Origin of the sequence: Rhodanobacter thiooxydans (assembly GCF_030291135.1) — a bacterium.
In the GTDB taxonomy this organism is placed as follows: Bacteria; Pseudomonadota; Gammaproteobacteria; order Xanthomonadales; family Rhodanobacteraceae; genus Rhodanobacter; species Rhodanobacter thiooxydans_A.
The window spans coordinates 1,269,069-1,284,588 of the sequence record NZ_CP127409.1 but is presented as its reverse complement, the minus strand read 5'-3'; the positions used below and the strand labels follow the sequence as shown (position 1 = coordinate 1,284,588).

The 15,520-nt window shown below is 64.0% G+C and carries 11 protein-coding genes; 4 read left to right on the top strand and 7 right to left on the bottom strand.

Annotated elements, in window-relative coordinates; genetic code table 11:
• Nucleotides 1-66: 66 nt before the first annotated feature.
• From QQA13_RS05730 to QQA13_RS05720, 3 genes are all read left to right on the top strand, one after another.
• Nucleotides 67-1,248 carry an SPFH domain-containing protein gene (locus QQA13_RS05730; protein ID WP_108471554.1) on the top strand — a complete coding sequence of 394 codons (1,182 nt, stop codon included), beginning with the start codon at nucleotides 67-69 and terminating at the stop codon, nucleotides 1,246-1,248.
• A complete protein-coding gene (locus QQA13_RS05725) occupies nucleotides 1,245-2,720 on the top strand; it encodes a hypothetical protein (RefSeq protein ID WP_234411318.1) in 1,476 nt (491 codons plus the stop codon). Before QQA13_RS05730 ends, QQA13_RS05725 begins: the two co-directional genes overlap by 4 nt.
• A 208-nt stretch (nucleotides 2,721-2,928) precedes the next feature.
• Nucleotides 2,929-4,176 carry an MFS transporter gene (locus tag QQA13_RS05720; RefSeq protein ID WP_108471555.1) on the top strand — a complete coding sequence of 416 codons (1,248 nt, stop codon included), beginning with the start codon at nucleotides 2,929-2,931 and terminating at the stop codon, nucleotides 4,174-4,176.
• Between the two features lie 113 nt (nucleotides 4,177-4,289).
• Here the strand turns inward: QQA13_RS05720 and QQA13_RS05715 are convergent, their stop codons facing one another.
• The 5 genes from QQA13_RS05715 to QQA13_RS05695 form a co-directional block, all read right to left on the bottom strand.
• Nucleotides 4,290-5,765 carry an MFS transporter gene (locus QQA13_RS05715; RefSeq protein ID WP_108471556.1) on the bottom strand — a complete coding sequence of 492 codons (1,476 nt, stop codon included), beginning with the start codon at nucleotides 5,763-5,765 and terminating at the stop codon, nucleotides 4,290-4,292.
• A 333-nt stretch (nucleotides 5,766-6,098) separates the two neighbouring features.
• The gene (locus QQA13_RS05710; RefSeq protein WP_108471557.1) at nucleotides 6,099-7,253 is read right to left on the bottom strand and encodes a serine hydrolase domain-containing protein; all 1,155 of its coding nucleotides are present in this window, start codon (nucleotides 7,251-7,253) and stop codon (nucleotides 6,099-6,101) included.
• 107 nt (nucleotides 7,254-7,360) lie between these two features.
• Nucleotides 7,361-8,278: an alpha/beta hydrolase family protein gene (locus QQA13_RS05705; RefSeq protein ID WP_108471558.1), complete on the bottom strand. Its 918-nt coding sequence runs from the start codon at nucleotides 8,276-8,278 to the stop codon at nucleotides 7,361-7,363.
• 77 nt (nucleotides 8,279-8,355) lie between these two features.
• Nucleotides 8,356-8,874 (bottom strand): transposase, encoded by a 519-nt coding sequence (locus QQA13_RS05700; RefSeq protein WP_325051453.1) that lies wholly within the window; start codon nucleotides 8,872-8,874, stop codon nucleotides 8,356-8,358.
• A gap of 309 nt (nucleotides 8,875-9,183) precedes the next feature.
• Nucleotides 9,184-10,317 carry a GGDEF domain-containing protein gene (locus QQA13_RS05695; protein ID WP_108471559.1) on the bottom strand — a complete coding sequence of 378 codons (1,134 nt, stop codon included), beginning with the start codon at nucleotides 10,315-10,317 and terminating at the stop codon, nucleotides 9,184-9,186.
• Nucleotides 10,318-10,556: 239 nt separating this feature from the next.
• Between QQA13_RS05695 and QQA13_RS05690 the strand changes: the two genes are divergently transcribed.
• Nucleotides 10,557-11,264: a transposase gene (locus QQA13_RS05690; RefSeq protein WP_108471560.1), complete on the top strand. Its 708-nt coding sequence runs from the start codon at nucleotides 10,557-10,559 to the stop codon at nucleotides 11,262-11,264.
• Nucleotides 11,265-11,338: 74 nt separating this feature from the next.
• Here the strand turns inward: QQA13_RS05690 and QQA13_RS05685 are convergent, their stop codons facing one another.
• Nucleotides 11,339-12,718 (bottom strand): IS4 family transposase, encoded by a 1,380-nt coding sequence (locus QQA13_RS05685; RefSeq protein ID WP_108471561.1) that lies wholly within the window; start codon nucleotides 12,716-12,718, stop codon nucleotides 11,339-11,341.
• A 285-nt stretch (nucleotides 12,719-13,003) separates the two neighbouring features.
• The gene (locus QQA13_RS05680; protein WP_159082181.1) at nucleotides 13,004-15,370 is read right to left on the bottom strand and encodes a hypothetical protein; all 2,367 of its coding nucleotides are present in this window, start codon (nucleotides 15,368-15,370) and stop codon (nucleotides 13,004-13,006) included.
• Nucleotides 15,371-15,520: the final 150 nt, after the last annotated feature.

Below are 15,520 nucleotides of genomic sequence, written 5' to 3'. Positions count from 1 at the left end.
GTCACGCTCCGGGACCCGCAACGGGACGGCGCGCATCAATGGAAGCAGCAAGGGGGCGGCATCAAGATGGACACGTCGAGCAGGCTCGGCAAGACAGCGACACGCGTACTCAATCGCAAGACCCTGGTCCTGGCGATCCTCGCGCTGGGCGGTTACGGGTTGTACCGCCATCCACCGATCGAAACCGTCGGACCGCAGCAGGTCGGCATCCGGTCGAACGCGTGGACCGGTTCGGTGAGCGAGGTGGGCGAAGGCCCATGCCTGGTGATTCCCGGCATCCACAGCCTGCGCCGGTTCCCGCTGGTGGATCAGGTCTACCGCCCCACCCGCAGCGCCAAGGCGGACGGCCCGGCACCCTTCCAGTCGTCGGAAGGCCTGTCCATCGGTGTCGAGCTGGCGATCCGCTACGCGATCGACGCGCGGAGCCTGCCCAGAGTTGCGAAGGTGCTGCCCGACGATGTCGGCCGCGACATGGTCGAGCCGCTGGTGCAAGGCGTGATCTACAAGGTGTTCACCCGCTACACCGTGCGCGAGATCTTCTCGACCAAACGCCAGGAAATCCAGACGCTGATCGAGAGCGAGCTCAAGCCGATGCTGGCGGCCGACGGCATCGTGCTGCGCAACGTGATGATGGGCAACGTCGACCTGCCGCCGGACTACCGCGAAGGCATGAACAAGGTGCTGGCCACCGAGCTGGAGAACCAGCAGATGCAATACACCCTGCAGCTGAAGGAGAAGAAGGTGCAGGAGTCGAGGCTGCAGGCCGAGGCTGAAAAGGCCCAGCGCGACACCGCTGCCGAGGCGGCGGCCGACGAGCAGATCATCGCGGCCAAGGGGCAGGAAGAGGCGATGAAGCACGTGCTGCCGTTCAAGCGCAAGCAGATCGAGCAGCGCGAGCTGGAAGCGGAAGCCCAGAGCGCCGCCCTGATCCGCAACGCCAAGGGCAGCGCCGAAGCGCGCCGCATCGAGGCCACCGGCGAGGCCGACTCGCGCCGCAAGCTCGCCGACGCCGACGCCTACCGGCTGGAGGCGCTGGGCAAGGTCAACAGCGAACAGCTCGCGCGCGATGGCGCCCTGATCGACAAACACCCGCTGCTGATCCAGAAGACCCTGGCCGACAAGCTGTCCGACAAGATCTCGGTGATCATCGCGCCGCCGCCCGCCGCGGGTGGATTCATCGGCCAGGCCCTGATCGACGCTGCACATCAGACCCCGGCCGCAAGCAATGACTCCGGGAGCGCGCCATGAAGGCCCTGGTGTGGATGGCTCTGCTGCTGGGCATCAGCATGGGCCTGGCGCATGCCGCCGAGCCCGCACCGACGCCCGCGAACCCGCTGGCCATCGTCACCCTGGACGGCACCGCGTTGCGGGCGCAGGCGCGCCACTCGGCGACCCCGCAGGCGGTGCTGTGGCAGGGCGAGACCCTGGAGGTGCGCGGATGCACGCTGGACTACCTGCAGGTCTACGATCATCGCATCGAGCGTGCCGGTTTCGTGCGCGCCAGCCGGGTGCGCATCGTCTCGATGCAGCCAAACGATGCGCCCGAGTTGCTGGCCGTGGTGCGCTTCCTGCGCGACATGCCGGGCAGCGAGGCGCTGGGCATCGCGTATGCGGCGGCCTACCTGAAGGCGGCACCGGGCAAGGCCATCGACGCCGAGCCGTTCGACGCGCTCGGCGTGATGGCCGGGCGCCTGGCCCGGCGCGCATCCACGAACCGCAGCAAAGCGCTGGAGCAGGCGCTGTCCGGGCAACTGGAGGTGGTGGCCGACTACGGCGTCGCGATCCATAGCATTGCTCGCGACGGCAGCGTGCGACTGTGCTACGACGGCGACGCCTTCCGCCGCGTCATGGCACTGAACGCCACCGCGACGCAGAAAGCCACCGCCGCGCTGGCCCTGACCGATCCGGCCTGCGTCGATCCCGGCCTGACGCCTGTGCAGCTAGCCGCATTCGACACCTGGCGCGCCGACCTGCTCGATCGCGTGCCGCGCGAAGGCCTGCCCCGCTACGTGCAGAATCGCCTGCACATGCGCGTGGCATCGGTATGGTCGGCGATCGCCTTCGAGCGCACGCGCAGCCAGCAACCGGCGCAGCAGGCCGCGTCGCGCGCCATCGACGAGCTGGCGGCGGTCGACACCCGTGCACTGGTCGAAAGCGACCGCGGCGACTACAACGACGCGGCGGTGCGCGTGGGTGCCTCGCGCTGGGCGGCCGAGCCGGCACTCAAGACGCCGCAGGGCCTGCACATCGTCACCGCGGCTGGCCGCCCCGGCGAGACCTGCATCGCGCTGCTGGACCGCAAGCACGACGCGAAGTCGCCGCTGGCGCAACGCTGCACCTACGGCACGGTCTGGGCGAGCTCGGCACGCGCCAATGCAAGCGGCACCGCGCTGGCCCTGGCCGTGCAGCCGATGACCAGCTGGCGCGAGCTGTGGCTGTTCCACCTGGTCGGCAAGCAGTGGGTGATCGACGCGCTGCCGCCGGCCGACGATGATCCGCAGCTGGGCTACATCGAATTCGCCGGCTGGGTGCCCGGCGACCGCCTGATGCTGGCGGCGCGCGAAGCCCGGGTCAACGGCCGCTTCATCCACCGCTTCGAGATCCTGGACATGGCGTCCCTCGCCACCACCCGCCACGCCGACAAGCCGTCCTCGCTGAGCCAGTTCTACCGCTACCAGGATGCGATCTGGCGCGGGCAGACGGTGAGTCTGCGGGACTGAGGAAAACCGGGGCAGACTACTTTGCCCCGGTTTCGGAGGGTTGATTAGCCACGTCTCCTTTAATTTGAGGGGGTCTTTGGCTTCTTCCGTCCCGGTTTCGCGCGATCACGCAACCGGCGGCGACAAACCCGTTGGCATCCGGTTACCCTGCCGAAGCCGCACCGACTCCGCCGGCCGTGCGGCGCCTGTCATTCCGGACCCCCTTCGCATGTTGAGCAGCATCCGCACCACTGCACCGCTGTTGTCCAGCACCGTGTTCCTGTTGATGGGAGTCGGCCTGCTGCATACGCATATCGCGTTGCAGGGCGCGGTGCTGGGCTTCTCCGTCGCGATGATCGGCATCCTGACCTCGGCCTACTACACCGGCTTCCTGGTCGGCACCTACACGGTGCCGAAGCTTACGCACCGCTTCGGCCACATCCGCAGCTTCGCCTTCTGCACGTCGCTGGTGGCGGTGACCGCGCTGCTGCAGGCACTGACCCCGGCGTACGGGGCCTGGCTGGTGCTGCGGGTCCTGCAGGGGCTGTTGCTGGTCGGTCTGTACGCGATCATCGAGAGCTGGCTGAACACCGCCGCCGAGCCGAGGCATCGCAGCACGGTGTTCGCGGTCTACATGATGCTGAACCTGGGCGCCAGCGCAGCGGCACAGCAGTTCCTGCGCATCCATGGCGAGGGCTTCGTGTTGTTCTGCGTGGTGGCGATCCTGTTCTGCCTCGCCAGCCTGCCGGTGGTCGTGACCCCGCAGCCGCAGCCATCCCTGCGCGCGGCGCCGCGGGTCCAGGTGGGCCACATGTTCCGGCTGGTGCCTACCGCGCTGGTCAGCGCATTGATATCGGGCATGGCGCTGGGCGCGTTCTGGGGCCTGCTGCCGCTGTACGCGGCCGCCCGCGGCCTGGGCACCGCCGAAATCGGCACCTACATGAGCGTGGCCATCGCCGGCGGCGTGACGCTGCAATTGCCGCTGGGGCGCCTGTCCGACCGCATCGACCGACGGCTCGCGCTGGCGCTGATCAGCGCCAGCGCGGCGCTGGTGGCGCTGGTCAACCTGGCATTGCCAACGGCCGGACCGACGGTCGCCATGCTGCTGGTGTTCGCCTTCGCCGGCATGAGCTTTGCGCTGTACCCGATCGCGGTGGCACACCTGGTCGACTACCTGCGCCGTGACGATCTGCTCTCGGGGTCGAGCACGGTGCTGCTGGTCAACGGCATCGGTTCAGCGGTGGGGCCGCTGCTGGCGGGCACACTGATGAGCCTGACGCGGCCGGCATTCCTGTTCGGCTGGTTCGCGATCCTCGACAGCCTGCTGGCCGGCTACGCGCTGTACCGCTTCATGCGCCGCAAACGCGAAGTGACGCCGGACGACAACTTCGTGCCGCGGGTGCACACCACACCAGGCGCGATGGACCCGCATCCGGATACGCCGGAGCAGCCGGGCAAGATGGGCAAGACGGCTTGAACCGGGCGCGCCGGGGGCAAGAGCTCCCCAAAAAGGGCCCGCACAACCTGATCCCTTAGTTTCGGCGCGGCTGTACCGATCGGCGAAGCACACCCGAGCTGCCCCGCCCGCGCTCAGTCATGCGCCTTGCGGCCCCTGGGCACGGTGAAGACGATCGAGACGATCGCCGCCACCACCATCAGCACGTTGAAACCCAGTGCCACGAAGGCGGCTTCGCGCACCGCCAGGTTGTCCTGGCGGCCGGCAAAGGTGATCACGCCTTCCAGCCAGTGCACGCCGCCGCGGTCGCCCGCCAGCGCGGTGAACACGGCGGCGGAGATCGCCACGCCGAAGGCGGCGCCCAGCGACGAGGCCATCTTGTAGATACCCGAGCCCGAACCGCCCTGCGCCGCCGGCAGGTTGGACAGTGCGGCGTCGGTGGACGGCGTGGCGTAGAACGCCAGGCCCAGGCCGAACAGCGAGTAACCGATCACCGCCAGCACCTCGTACTGCCCGAGCAGCAATTGCGTGGGCATCAGCAGCGCGATCGCCACGCCGGTGATCAGGCAACCCCAGATCATCGGCTTGCGCGGGCCGAAACGCTGCAACAACTTCTCGCCCACCCGGATGAAGGCGATGATCGCGATCGCGTAGCCCAGCGTCAGCATGCCCGCCTGCTGCGCGTTCATGCCGCCGCCCAGCTGCACCAGCTGCAGCGAGACGATCAGCGTGCCGGCGGTGGCGTTGATCAGGAAATTGGAAATCGTGGCGCCGGTGTAGGTCGGGTTGCCGAACAACCGGAAATCGAAAAACGCATTGGCCGAGCGCCGTTCGATCAGCACGAACAGCGCGCCGAAGACCAGCGTTGCCGCGATCAGCCCGAGCACCGCCGGGCTGCTCCAGCCCAGCGTGTTGCCCTGGGTCACCAGCACCTGCAGCGCCAGCATCGCCACCATGAAAGCCAGCACCCCGGGCAGGTCGAACTTGTAGTCGCCGTGGGTCTCGGCCTTATTCTCCGGCGTGCCGCGCATCAACCACAGGCCGAGCACGCTGACCGCGATCGCCAGCCAGAAGATCGAACGCCAGCCCAAATTTTGCGACATCAAGCCGCCGACCAGCGAGCACAGCCCGCCGCCGCCCCAAGAACCGATCGACCACAGCGACACCGCGCGCTGGCGCGCGGCGCCATCCCAGTACGCCTTCACCAGCGCCAGGCTGGCCGGCATCACGCAGGCCGCCGACAAACCCTGCAGCGCGCGCCCCGCGAGCAGCACCGGCGCAGCCATCGCGCCGGTGGGCGTGATCGCCACCAGCAGCGAGCCGGCGATGCTCAGGTAAAAACCGATGCGGGTGATCCACAACCGCCCGACCCGGTCGGCCAGCCCGCCCATGACCACGATGAAAATGCCCGAGAACAGCGAGGTCAGTGCCACCGCGATGTTCATGGTGGCCGCATTGATGCCCAGGTCGCGCTGCATGTCTGGTGCGATGTTGAGCGTGGTCTGGGCGAACAGCCAGAACGCGACCACGCCCATGATGATGCCGAACAGCAGGCGGTCGTTGCCCTGGAAGGGCGTGGATGGCTGGCCGGGCGCGGCGACGGTGTTCATGCGACTTCCTCGGGGTTCACAAGCCATCTTCGACGAACGCAGCAACGGGGCCGGGCTCACTTCTGCGCAGCCCCGAATGAGAACCCCGTAGTCGTTTACCGGCACCGTTCGGTGACCTCGCCGATTTTGTGCGTCCTGCGTGATCAGGAAGTGAACCTAGCCCTGTCTTGGGGCAAGGACGAACTGCCGGGCATCCGCATGCACCTCGAACAAGAGCAAGCGCCGGACGACGTCACTTTCCAGGCCATGATCGAAACGCCCCAGACGACACGCTGCACGATCGGACACGACCCGAACCTGGACATGGCGAACGGAGCGCGAGCCGCGCCCGGCTCACTCCCGCACCGAGTCCACCACGCCCTGCACCAGCCGGTTCACCGCGATGGCGGTGGTCAGCTGGTCGTACGCGCCAGCGGTGGTGACGATGGCAAGGTCCAGCGCCGGCAGCACGAACAGGCGTTGCCCGCCATTGCCAAACGCGGCATGCCAGGTGACCGGCTGCCCGTGCCAACGCACGCTGCCGCTCCACCACTGCGAGCCGTAGCGAAAATCGCTCACACCCGTCGCCAGGTGCGGCTGCATCGAACGATCGATCCATGCCGCGGGCACGAGTTGGCGCCCGTCCCATTGCCCATGCGCGAGCACCAGCTGCCCCAGCTTCAGCAGGTCGCGTGGGCGCATGCGCAGTCCGTTGAAGGCCATCGGCCGACCGTGCAGGTCCTGGACCCAGGCCCAGTCCGTGATCGCCATGGGCGCGAACAGGCGCTGGCGTGCATACGCATCGAGCGGCATGCCCGCGCCCCGCGTGATCAGGTCGGACAGCACCGCGGTGCCGCCACCGTTGTAGTTGAATGCCGTACCGGGCGCATGGATGACCCGGCGGGAAAGCACGTAGCCCGGCACGTCCCGCTTCCAGAACAGGCGCAGTTCGTCGTCGTGTCCGGGCTCGCCTTCGCGCCAGTCGAGACCGCTGCTCATGTCGAGCAGGTCCTGTATGCGGATGGCACGCGCTTCGGGCGAGGCGGTGTGTTCCAGGGCGGGGTACGAGGCGAGCACGCGGGCCGACGGATCCGGCACGCGCCCCTCGCTGAGAGCGGTGCCATAGAGCAGGCTGGTGATGCTCTTCCCCACTGACCGCACGTCGTGCAGCTGCTGCGGTCCGAAGCCGTGTCTGATCGAGACCAGCGCATACACCGAGCGGTCCATGCCGCCTTGGTAGGACTCGCTGACCAGCCGCCCGTGACGCTCCACCAGTACCGCATGCACGTCGAGCGGCTTATCCAGCACGCCCCCGATAGCCTGCTCCAACGCGCGCGCGTCGAACCCTTCGGCCGCAGGCGACGAGACCGTCCATCCATCCTGCAGCGGCACCGGGACCGGTCCCTGGCGCGACCCCACGGGCCGGAACCATGCCCACCACGCACTCGCCAGCACCGCCAGCAGCAACACCACGAGCCCCACCCGACGGAGGCGACCTTCCTTGATCATGAATCCCGCTCACGCAAGCCCTCGGCGGGGCGATGCGCCATTCTTCCAGACGGCGGTCGCGGCGGATATGAGTAAAAAGGTGCCAGGGGCAATGTGGCCGGGCAGCCCTAGTTCGGCAACCCCGCCAGCCACGCCAGCACCGTCTTCGACAGTTCGAGGCGCTGGTCGGAATAGGCGTGGTCGGTCGGCAGGTGCGTGATGCTCACGCGGGTGTCGCCCGCCTTGCGCAAGGCAGCGGCGAAGGCGTTGTTCTCCGCGGCGAGGCCATCGTCCGAGGTGACCACCAGCACGCTGCGGTTCTTCAGGGCGTCGACCCTGGACTGGAACGACCAGTCGGCGCCGTGCTGCAGCAACTCGCGGGCGAGGCCATCCGGGGTGCAGCCGGCCAGCGGCGCCATGCCTTCGTCGGCCAGCCCCTCGCTGGCGCGGGCGATCGCCTGGTGTTCGCCCTGCGTGGCCCGCAGCGATTGCAAGCGTCCGCCGAGGTCGGCGGCAGAAATCGTGGCGAAGGCCTTGATCGCCGGATCGCCGGCCGCTGCTTCCACCGCCATGAAACCGCCCATGCTGTGGCCGATCAGCACGATGCGGTTCGGGTCCAGCCGCAGCTTGCCGGCGACGCCGGGCTGGCGCAGGTAGGCCAGCGCCGCCGCGGTGTCCTCGATGCCGTGCTCGAATGAGAAAACGCCCGGCGTGCCCCAGGAGCCGCGGTAGTTGAAGTACAGCACGTCCCAGCCCGCACGGCGCATGTCCTGCGCCAGGTCGAGGTTGCGCTCGTTGCCGGGGAACCCGTGCAGCAGGATCACCGCCGGATGCGGCCCGGCGCCGGCAGCCACGTAGACCAGCGCATTCATCAGCTTGCCGTGGCTGGGGATCTGCATCGTCTGCATCTCCGCCCGGTCGCCCCCCTTGGCGGCGGTGACGATGGGCGTGTCCGTCGCCGGCTGCGCGTGGAGCCGCGCGGGCGCCAGGCCGAGCATGCCTGCGAGGACGAGCAGGAGGGCGGTAGCGGTCGCAGCACGATGCATGGCGGTTCTCCCCAGGTTGCCGTCGAGCGCCGCTGCACCCGTAGCACGGTTGGCGGATTGTAGGGAATAAAAAGGTGTCAGGGACAATTTGAAGGCTTGGACGGGCGGCCGCTCGGTCGGACTGCGACGAACCGGCCCGTCCGGGCCTCGACCCATGCGCGGAACCGATCGGATCCCAACGCCTTCTGCTGTTGCAGATGGCAGCGGATCTCCGTGACCAGTTCCTCGGGCAAGACATCCGCGAACAAGGCCCGGTAGCCCGACGCACGCGCCGCAGGGTCGGTGCCCAGCGCCAGGTATTCGGCATGCGGGGTCAGCAGGGGATCGGCCCGCTCGCCGACATGGGCAGCATGGCTCGACCACGGCCAGTCACCCGGCTGCGGCACCATCCACGCGCGCACCGGATTGAGCTCGATATAGCGGCTGCAAGCGAGGAAGTAACCGCCCGAGTCCACCAGGCTCGCCTTGTAGCGCCCTTCCCACAATGTTCCGGTGCGACCGTGCCGCCCATTGAACAAGCCCGCATAGTTCCGGGCGAAGGTGTGCATCAACCGCGACAGTGCGCCCGACGCGCCCGGCGTCAGCAGCAGGTGCACGTGGTTGCTCATCAGCACGTATAGGTGTGCAGCCTGCACCCGAAACGTTCGAGTGCGTGATGCAGGCACTGCAGGTAGCGCTGGCGATCCAGGTCATCCAGGAAACAAGGCAGCCGGTTGTTCCCCCGCTGCACCACATGCTGGGGAATGCCGGGAAGGTTGAAACGCGGAAGTCGAGCCATGCCCGACAGCGTCCCACCCCGCCCCGCCAACAACCATCAGCACAGGCCCAGCGACCGCCTCGTCCCAAGCCCCCAACCGCTGTCAGAAATTGTCGCTGACACCTTTTTTCCTCCCGCGCGTAGCAATTCAAACGGTTGTAGGTGAACCTGACCCCGTTTTTTGCGGCGTCGTACCTGCCGCGATTGGCGCCGGAGCGGCCACCACCCGGTTTCCGCCCTGCTCCTTGGCGCGGTAGAGCGCCTGGTCCGCACGTTGCAGCACGGTTTCCTGGTTGTCCCAGCTCTGGAGCAACGTGGCCCCAAGCGATGCGGTTACCTGCCCGACAGGCGCGACGGACAAGTCGGCGATCGCCAACCGCAGGCGTTCGGCCACCCTCTGCAAGCCGGGCGCATCGACGTTCGGCACGATCACCAGGAATTCTTCGCCACCCCAGCGCGAGATGGTTTTGCCCGCGCGCAGCAGCCCCTGGCAAGCGTCGGCCACCGCCTGCAGCACCTTGTCGCCCATCGGATGGCCGTGCGTGTCGTTGATCGCCTTGAACTTGTCCAAGTCCAGCATGATCACGCCGGCAGGGATCCGTTCGCTCAGCACCTGACGCAACATCTGCTCGCCGAGCAGGCGGCTCTGCACGCCCGTCAGCGGATCCCGGCGAAGCATGACCTCCATCCGGTCCCGTTCCAGGGCCAGTCGCCTGATCTTGCCGACCAGCGCCCGCTGCACAGGCAGCAGGACGACGACCATGATGCTCGCCGGACCATACGCCATCAGCAGATCCCGGCCCCGCGGCGACCACATTTCCTGCCCATGCAACAGCAGGTAGACCAGCACCGGCAGCGCGATCAGCACCCAGCTCAGGGCTGCCATGAGAAAAGCCAGCCGGCCGGGGAGGAAGATCATCAGCATGATCAGGAACACCACGAACAACGAAGACACGGGCGGCAGGATGTCGATCAACTGCACGCCGGGCGTCAGGGTCGCCTGCAACGTGTAGAGCCACGCCGGCGCCGCGAGGGCGACGCCCGCGGCCAGCAGGTCGATCCGCACGATGCCGAGCATCCAATCCGGACGTCGCACCAGGGTCGTGATCAGACCGACACTGAGGACGCAGATGGCTGGAGGAATGACCAGATCCAGCATGCGATGGATGGGCGCAAGCCAATGGATCAGGGTGGCGCAGGCGCTGGCGAACAACGTCAACACCAGCATGATCATGACCGCGATGCGGACGTAACGTTCGTCGGGGTCTTGCGCTTGCGTCATGGGGTTTCGGAAACCACTGGCATGCTCAACGGAAACCACCTCCCGGACGGAACTCCCGCTGGCACGCGGGCGTGCCTGCATTATCGGCCGGAAAACCGGCCACTTGAATCCTGCCGCCTAAACGGGACGCTTTGAAAGGGACGGACGGAATCAAGAGACGCGCCCTCAGGAGGAACCCTACCACAGCCGTCTCACTCCACCGGCTGCGCGGGCAGTCGCCGGCCAGCACGCTTGCGGCCATGCCACGTCGCCCGCGCCTCCAGCTTGCAGGCACTCCCCTTCACGTTACCCAGCGCGGCGTCAATCGCTGCGCGATCTTCGTCGACGACCTCGATCGCAGCCGCTTCTACGAGCTTCTGTGCGAGACGATGACCGAGCACGATATCGCCGTGCACGCCTACGTCTTCATGGGCAATCATGTGCATCTGCTGTTGACGCCTGTCGACAGGGACGCCGTGTCGCGCGCGATGCGCAACGTCGGCCAGTGCTACGTGCAGGCGTTCAACAAACGCCATCGGCGATCCGGCACGCTCTGGCAAGGGCGCTTCAAATCCTGCCTGGTCGATACCGACCGCTACCTGATGACCGTCTACCGCTATATCGAGCTCAACCCGGTACGCGCGGCCATGGTCGCGCTGCCCGAGCAGTACCGCTGGTCAAGCGTGCACGCAAACCTGGACTTGTCAGGGGACCGGTTGGTGAACCCTCACCCGGTCTTCCTGGCGCAGGATCGTGATCCTCAGACGCGCGCGGCGTGCTACCGGGCCTGGTTGCGTGAGGGTGTCGGCGAAGACGAACTGACGAGCATCCGCGCGCACCTCGAACAAGAGCGTGCGCTGGGCGACGCGAAGTTCCAGGCGATGATCGAAAAGGCCCTGGGCCGCCCGGCCCACGTACGGAACCGCGGTCGGCCGCGACGCGCAGACCGCCCGCTGGACGAGGCTTAATTCCCTCCGTCCCCTTTTGCCCACGTCCCAAACCCCCAACCGCTGTCAGAAATTGTCCCTGACACGAATGGCACTTACTTAAGCCTCTTTGGATGGCCAAATCGCCGTATTTTTTCGCGAGCGATGGCACGTGGTTGAGTGAGGAGTGGCAACGGTTTGGGTCTTCGTTTGACGGCTCGCGGTTCGATGCGTCCGGGCCTTCGGCCGACGCGGCGCTGTGCGATGAGAACCAGCAAGCATTCGATCTGTGCTTCGCCCGAAGGCATGCCGCGCTGGCTCCATGCCAGCCAGAGTTGCACGCTGTGTTTGAAGCTCAGTTGGCGCGGCAGGACGTCCGCCAGCTTGGCTGAGCGCAGCATCAACCACCGGATAAGGTTGTAGGCAAGCAGGCCGACACACCACTGCTTTTCATTCATCGAGGGCGTCTTGCAGGCCAGTCGATCCAGGCCCAAGGTAGTCTTGATGTTGCGCAAGTCCAGTTCGATGTTCCAGCGCTGGGCATACAACGCTTTCAGGCCTTGCGCACTGACCTGATCGGGGGACAGCAAGGTGCTGACCAGCACTTTGGAACCGACGCGGACTTCGCGAAGCGGCATGGTTTCAGGTAGCTCATCGAAGTCTTCCTGGCTGAGCCAGTTCGGCTTCATGGCGGGCTTGTTCCACACCATCACGTGATCGAGCGTGGCGAGTTGCTGGCCTTTGCGAAAGTCGGTGTGCCGTCGCTGGTGTTGTTGGAACACCACATCGGCACCGCGCGCCCGCAACAGGGCAATCATGGCGTAGGAGCAGTAGTACCGATCGGCAAGCAGGATGTCGCCCTCGGTGATGTTGGGCAGCAACGTGTGGAACAACGCGTGCTCGCTCCCCTCCTTTCCGGCCTGCGGCCCCAGCGCGGTATCCAGTACCGCGCCGGTGCCCAGGCACAGCAACGCGACCACCCGAGCGACAGGGAATCCCAAGCCGGGTTTCTGAGTGTGCGGTTGCGGATAACGCCACTGGTTGTCGACGGTATCGGGCATCGTGACGGTCGTGCCGTCCACCAGTTTCACGGCGCGTCCTTGCCATCGCCACGCGGTGGCACTTTCGCCCATGAGCCACGCGCCCGTGTGCTGCAGCAACGAACGCACCATGGCCAACGGCAAACGGTGTCGCGCCTTGCAATACGCACCCGTGGCCGTGCTGCACGGTGGCAGGTCGTTGGCGATCCGCTCCACGACATGGCGATCCATCGTCGCCTGGCACGACGCGTCCGCGTTCAAGGTCTGCGCCATGAATAGCGACAACGTGGTCGTCGGCGGGAACAGCCGTTCACGATGGGCGGGCAACTGTTGGTCGACGACATCCAGCAGATCAGGATCGGTCAGCGCGTTGAAGAAATCGTAGGAGTGGATCGTCTGCGAGCGCTGCCGGATTCGGCAGCGTTGCGGTCGGCTCGATCGACAATTAGTGTGCATAGCGGCTGGCGGCCTTGTGGGCCGTCTGTTTGGGTCGGACCAACAGTTTGCCCGGCCGCCAGCCACTCTTTCAAATCAGTCACTTGGCGAAGATTGGGTGGGGATGACGACGCTTAAGTAAGTGCCATTCGTCCCTGACACCTTTTGCAGCACTATGCACCACAGGGAGCAGACCGAAGATCAAGACGACAACAAGCGCTACATTAGAAGCTACGCTCTGCATGGCTTATCGGTCTCCGTCAAGGGGTTTGTCAGAAATTGTCCCTGACACCTTTTTTGGTGGGTTCAGCGCCAGCCAGGTTTACTTTTAGCCCTCTTTTCTTGGCGTACAAACTGATGCTCACAATTAGAATAGCGACCATCACCGCAGCACTCGCATTTGGGGCAAATCAATCTCCCGCATGCACAGGTTTTATGCAATCCGTATACAAGAGGCCTAAAACCGCAGTCGGCGTTGTTCATCAACTGATCTTGCCCCCCACAATGCGCCAGTAGCGTTCGTCGTATTCCATCAGGAAAAAGACCCGCAAGCACTCCATTTCCATAAACCGTAATATCCGAAATCCTAAGAAATTCAGATCTAGAAATATGTGTTTCGATAGAAGAAAGCGCATCAATCAGTACTGATAACGACCCAGAAACGTCCAAGATACCTATCTGCACACCAAGCACGCCATGCTTCGCGCTTCCAGCCACACTCATAAATGAGTGGCGGGAGAGTTCCTCCCTTAAAAGTGGACTATGCCAACCACTTGACGCCCTCTTGAGTGACACAGGAGACCACTGATTCATTGAAGGTAACTTCCACGAAAAAAGCCCTCTTATGTCCGATATATTACTAGTCTCATTATTAGCACGCCAATACGCCCAAAAGTGCAATACAAAAAGGTAAAACCAAGGGAGCCGAGGTACGCCTTTCGACCGTCCGATCGACGACGATGGATCGAGTGCAAAGCCACGCAATAACTCTAAAAATCGCGAACACTGCTGCCCAGTGACCTCTTTTCCCACGAGTGGCTGTACACCCATAATACTTAACAATATTGGCGGCATGGCCTCCAAACATCTTTTTCCCAAATTTGAGCCGCTCAAATCGGAAACCACTTCTCGCAGCCCGGCCATTGCAGCATCACGTGCGAGGTAGTGCGCACTTGGATAGTCCCAAGCCCACACCGGCAATTCAAGCAAATTACTTACTTGGTTTACATGAAAGGCATAAACCTGACTAAAGTCACCAAACAGTTTCTCAGCCTCCCCCGCGGAGGTCACACCGAGGACCACCATTGCCTCATCATCCTTGCAAGACAGCTCATTACCTTCCAGCTTTGTGTATGGGCTGCTTACACCACACAACAACACATCCGACCCCTTAGCATCATTTTTGAAATACTTTGCCTTCCACTTGCTCGAATGCATTCCACCATGAAGCATTCGCCTTAAATTCTTCACATCTACGCCATGAGAACGCTCAACCCTTAGATCCATTACCCGCCAAGCATCATCAACACCTGTTAACTGAGTTATCGCGACATCGTCAACTTCAAGTCCCAAATTCTGCAGATACCGCATCGCGCACTTTTCTGCGGCACGGGCCGTCTGCATCTGTGCTCGGACCGCTTCCACATTGCGTTGGCCAGCAGCGGGAACCCAACTCTCCGCCAACTCCCGATCCGTCTCGTCCAACCCGTCTAATAACTCTTTGGCATTAAAACCAACTCTCTCCGCCTTTTCTGTCTCTAGCTGCCTTATCGAAGCCATCAACACAGCGAGCTGCGGAAATTGCTGACCGGCGATCAACTCGATGACGTTCCATGGGGCCGCGGCAAGGGCTGGCCAGTCGTCCGAAATATTGTTGTGATGCCAAGTATTGTTGTAGGACACGAATCCGTTTTGTACGTAGGCAGCCAGCTCCGACCAGAAAAAACTAGCCTCTTGCCCCACCGCGATCGCCCGATCTATCCACTCAACCACATCCCACCGGCCCAACAAGCCCTTTGACCAGTGTTGCCGAACTAGGTCCAACATGAGTTCCCGTGATGACGGCACAGTGTCCCAAAGTTCCGCGAGCCAACTTTCGTCGCACCCCCATCCATCATCGTTGAGAACTTTATGAAGCACGGGCCAGGTAGAGACAGGCCGGTGTTCTATATGTCGTGCCACGACCAAACGCCGCAAATCGGGTGGCACGAGCCAGAGGGCGGGTAACAGGGCGGGTTGATTCCAAAGATCAAAGGAAATTTCCGGCGCCATTTCTCTAAGAACGGCTTTGGCCTCCGGCAAACTGTCCGCAAACAAGATTATGAATGGCAATATTCCTGGTAGGCCCTTGTGCAACTTTCTCAATTTTTCAGCCGACGCCACTTTCAAACGCAAGCGCGCTACGTGAGACCATAAAAGATCATCGACACCATCATCGTCGAGCGAAAGAAGCTTCACGCGGGAGGCTGCCAACTTACCTGAATCCAGATTAACCACAGACATGCGGATTAGTACTGGCTCAAAATCGCCGCCACCTAGACCTAAATCTCGAATTCGACCTTGATTAAGAAAAACATCACCCGCGTCAACCCCAGTCAAGTTTCGCGCAAATCCAAAACCTCGCGAGTGGATTTCCTTTACCAGCCCTATGTCATCAAGTTGTCGGTCACTCATGCGATCCGTTCGCCCGAGATCTGAAACGCATTAGTTATATCCGACGACTGCTTCTTCCGACGCATTGTGCAAATTCCCCTACGCACTACAAAGGTGCCGTGACCCACAATTAGTCCGTCAACCGGGAAGCCGAGCTGTCGCGTGGCCTAT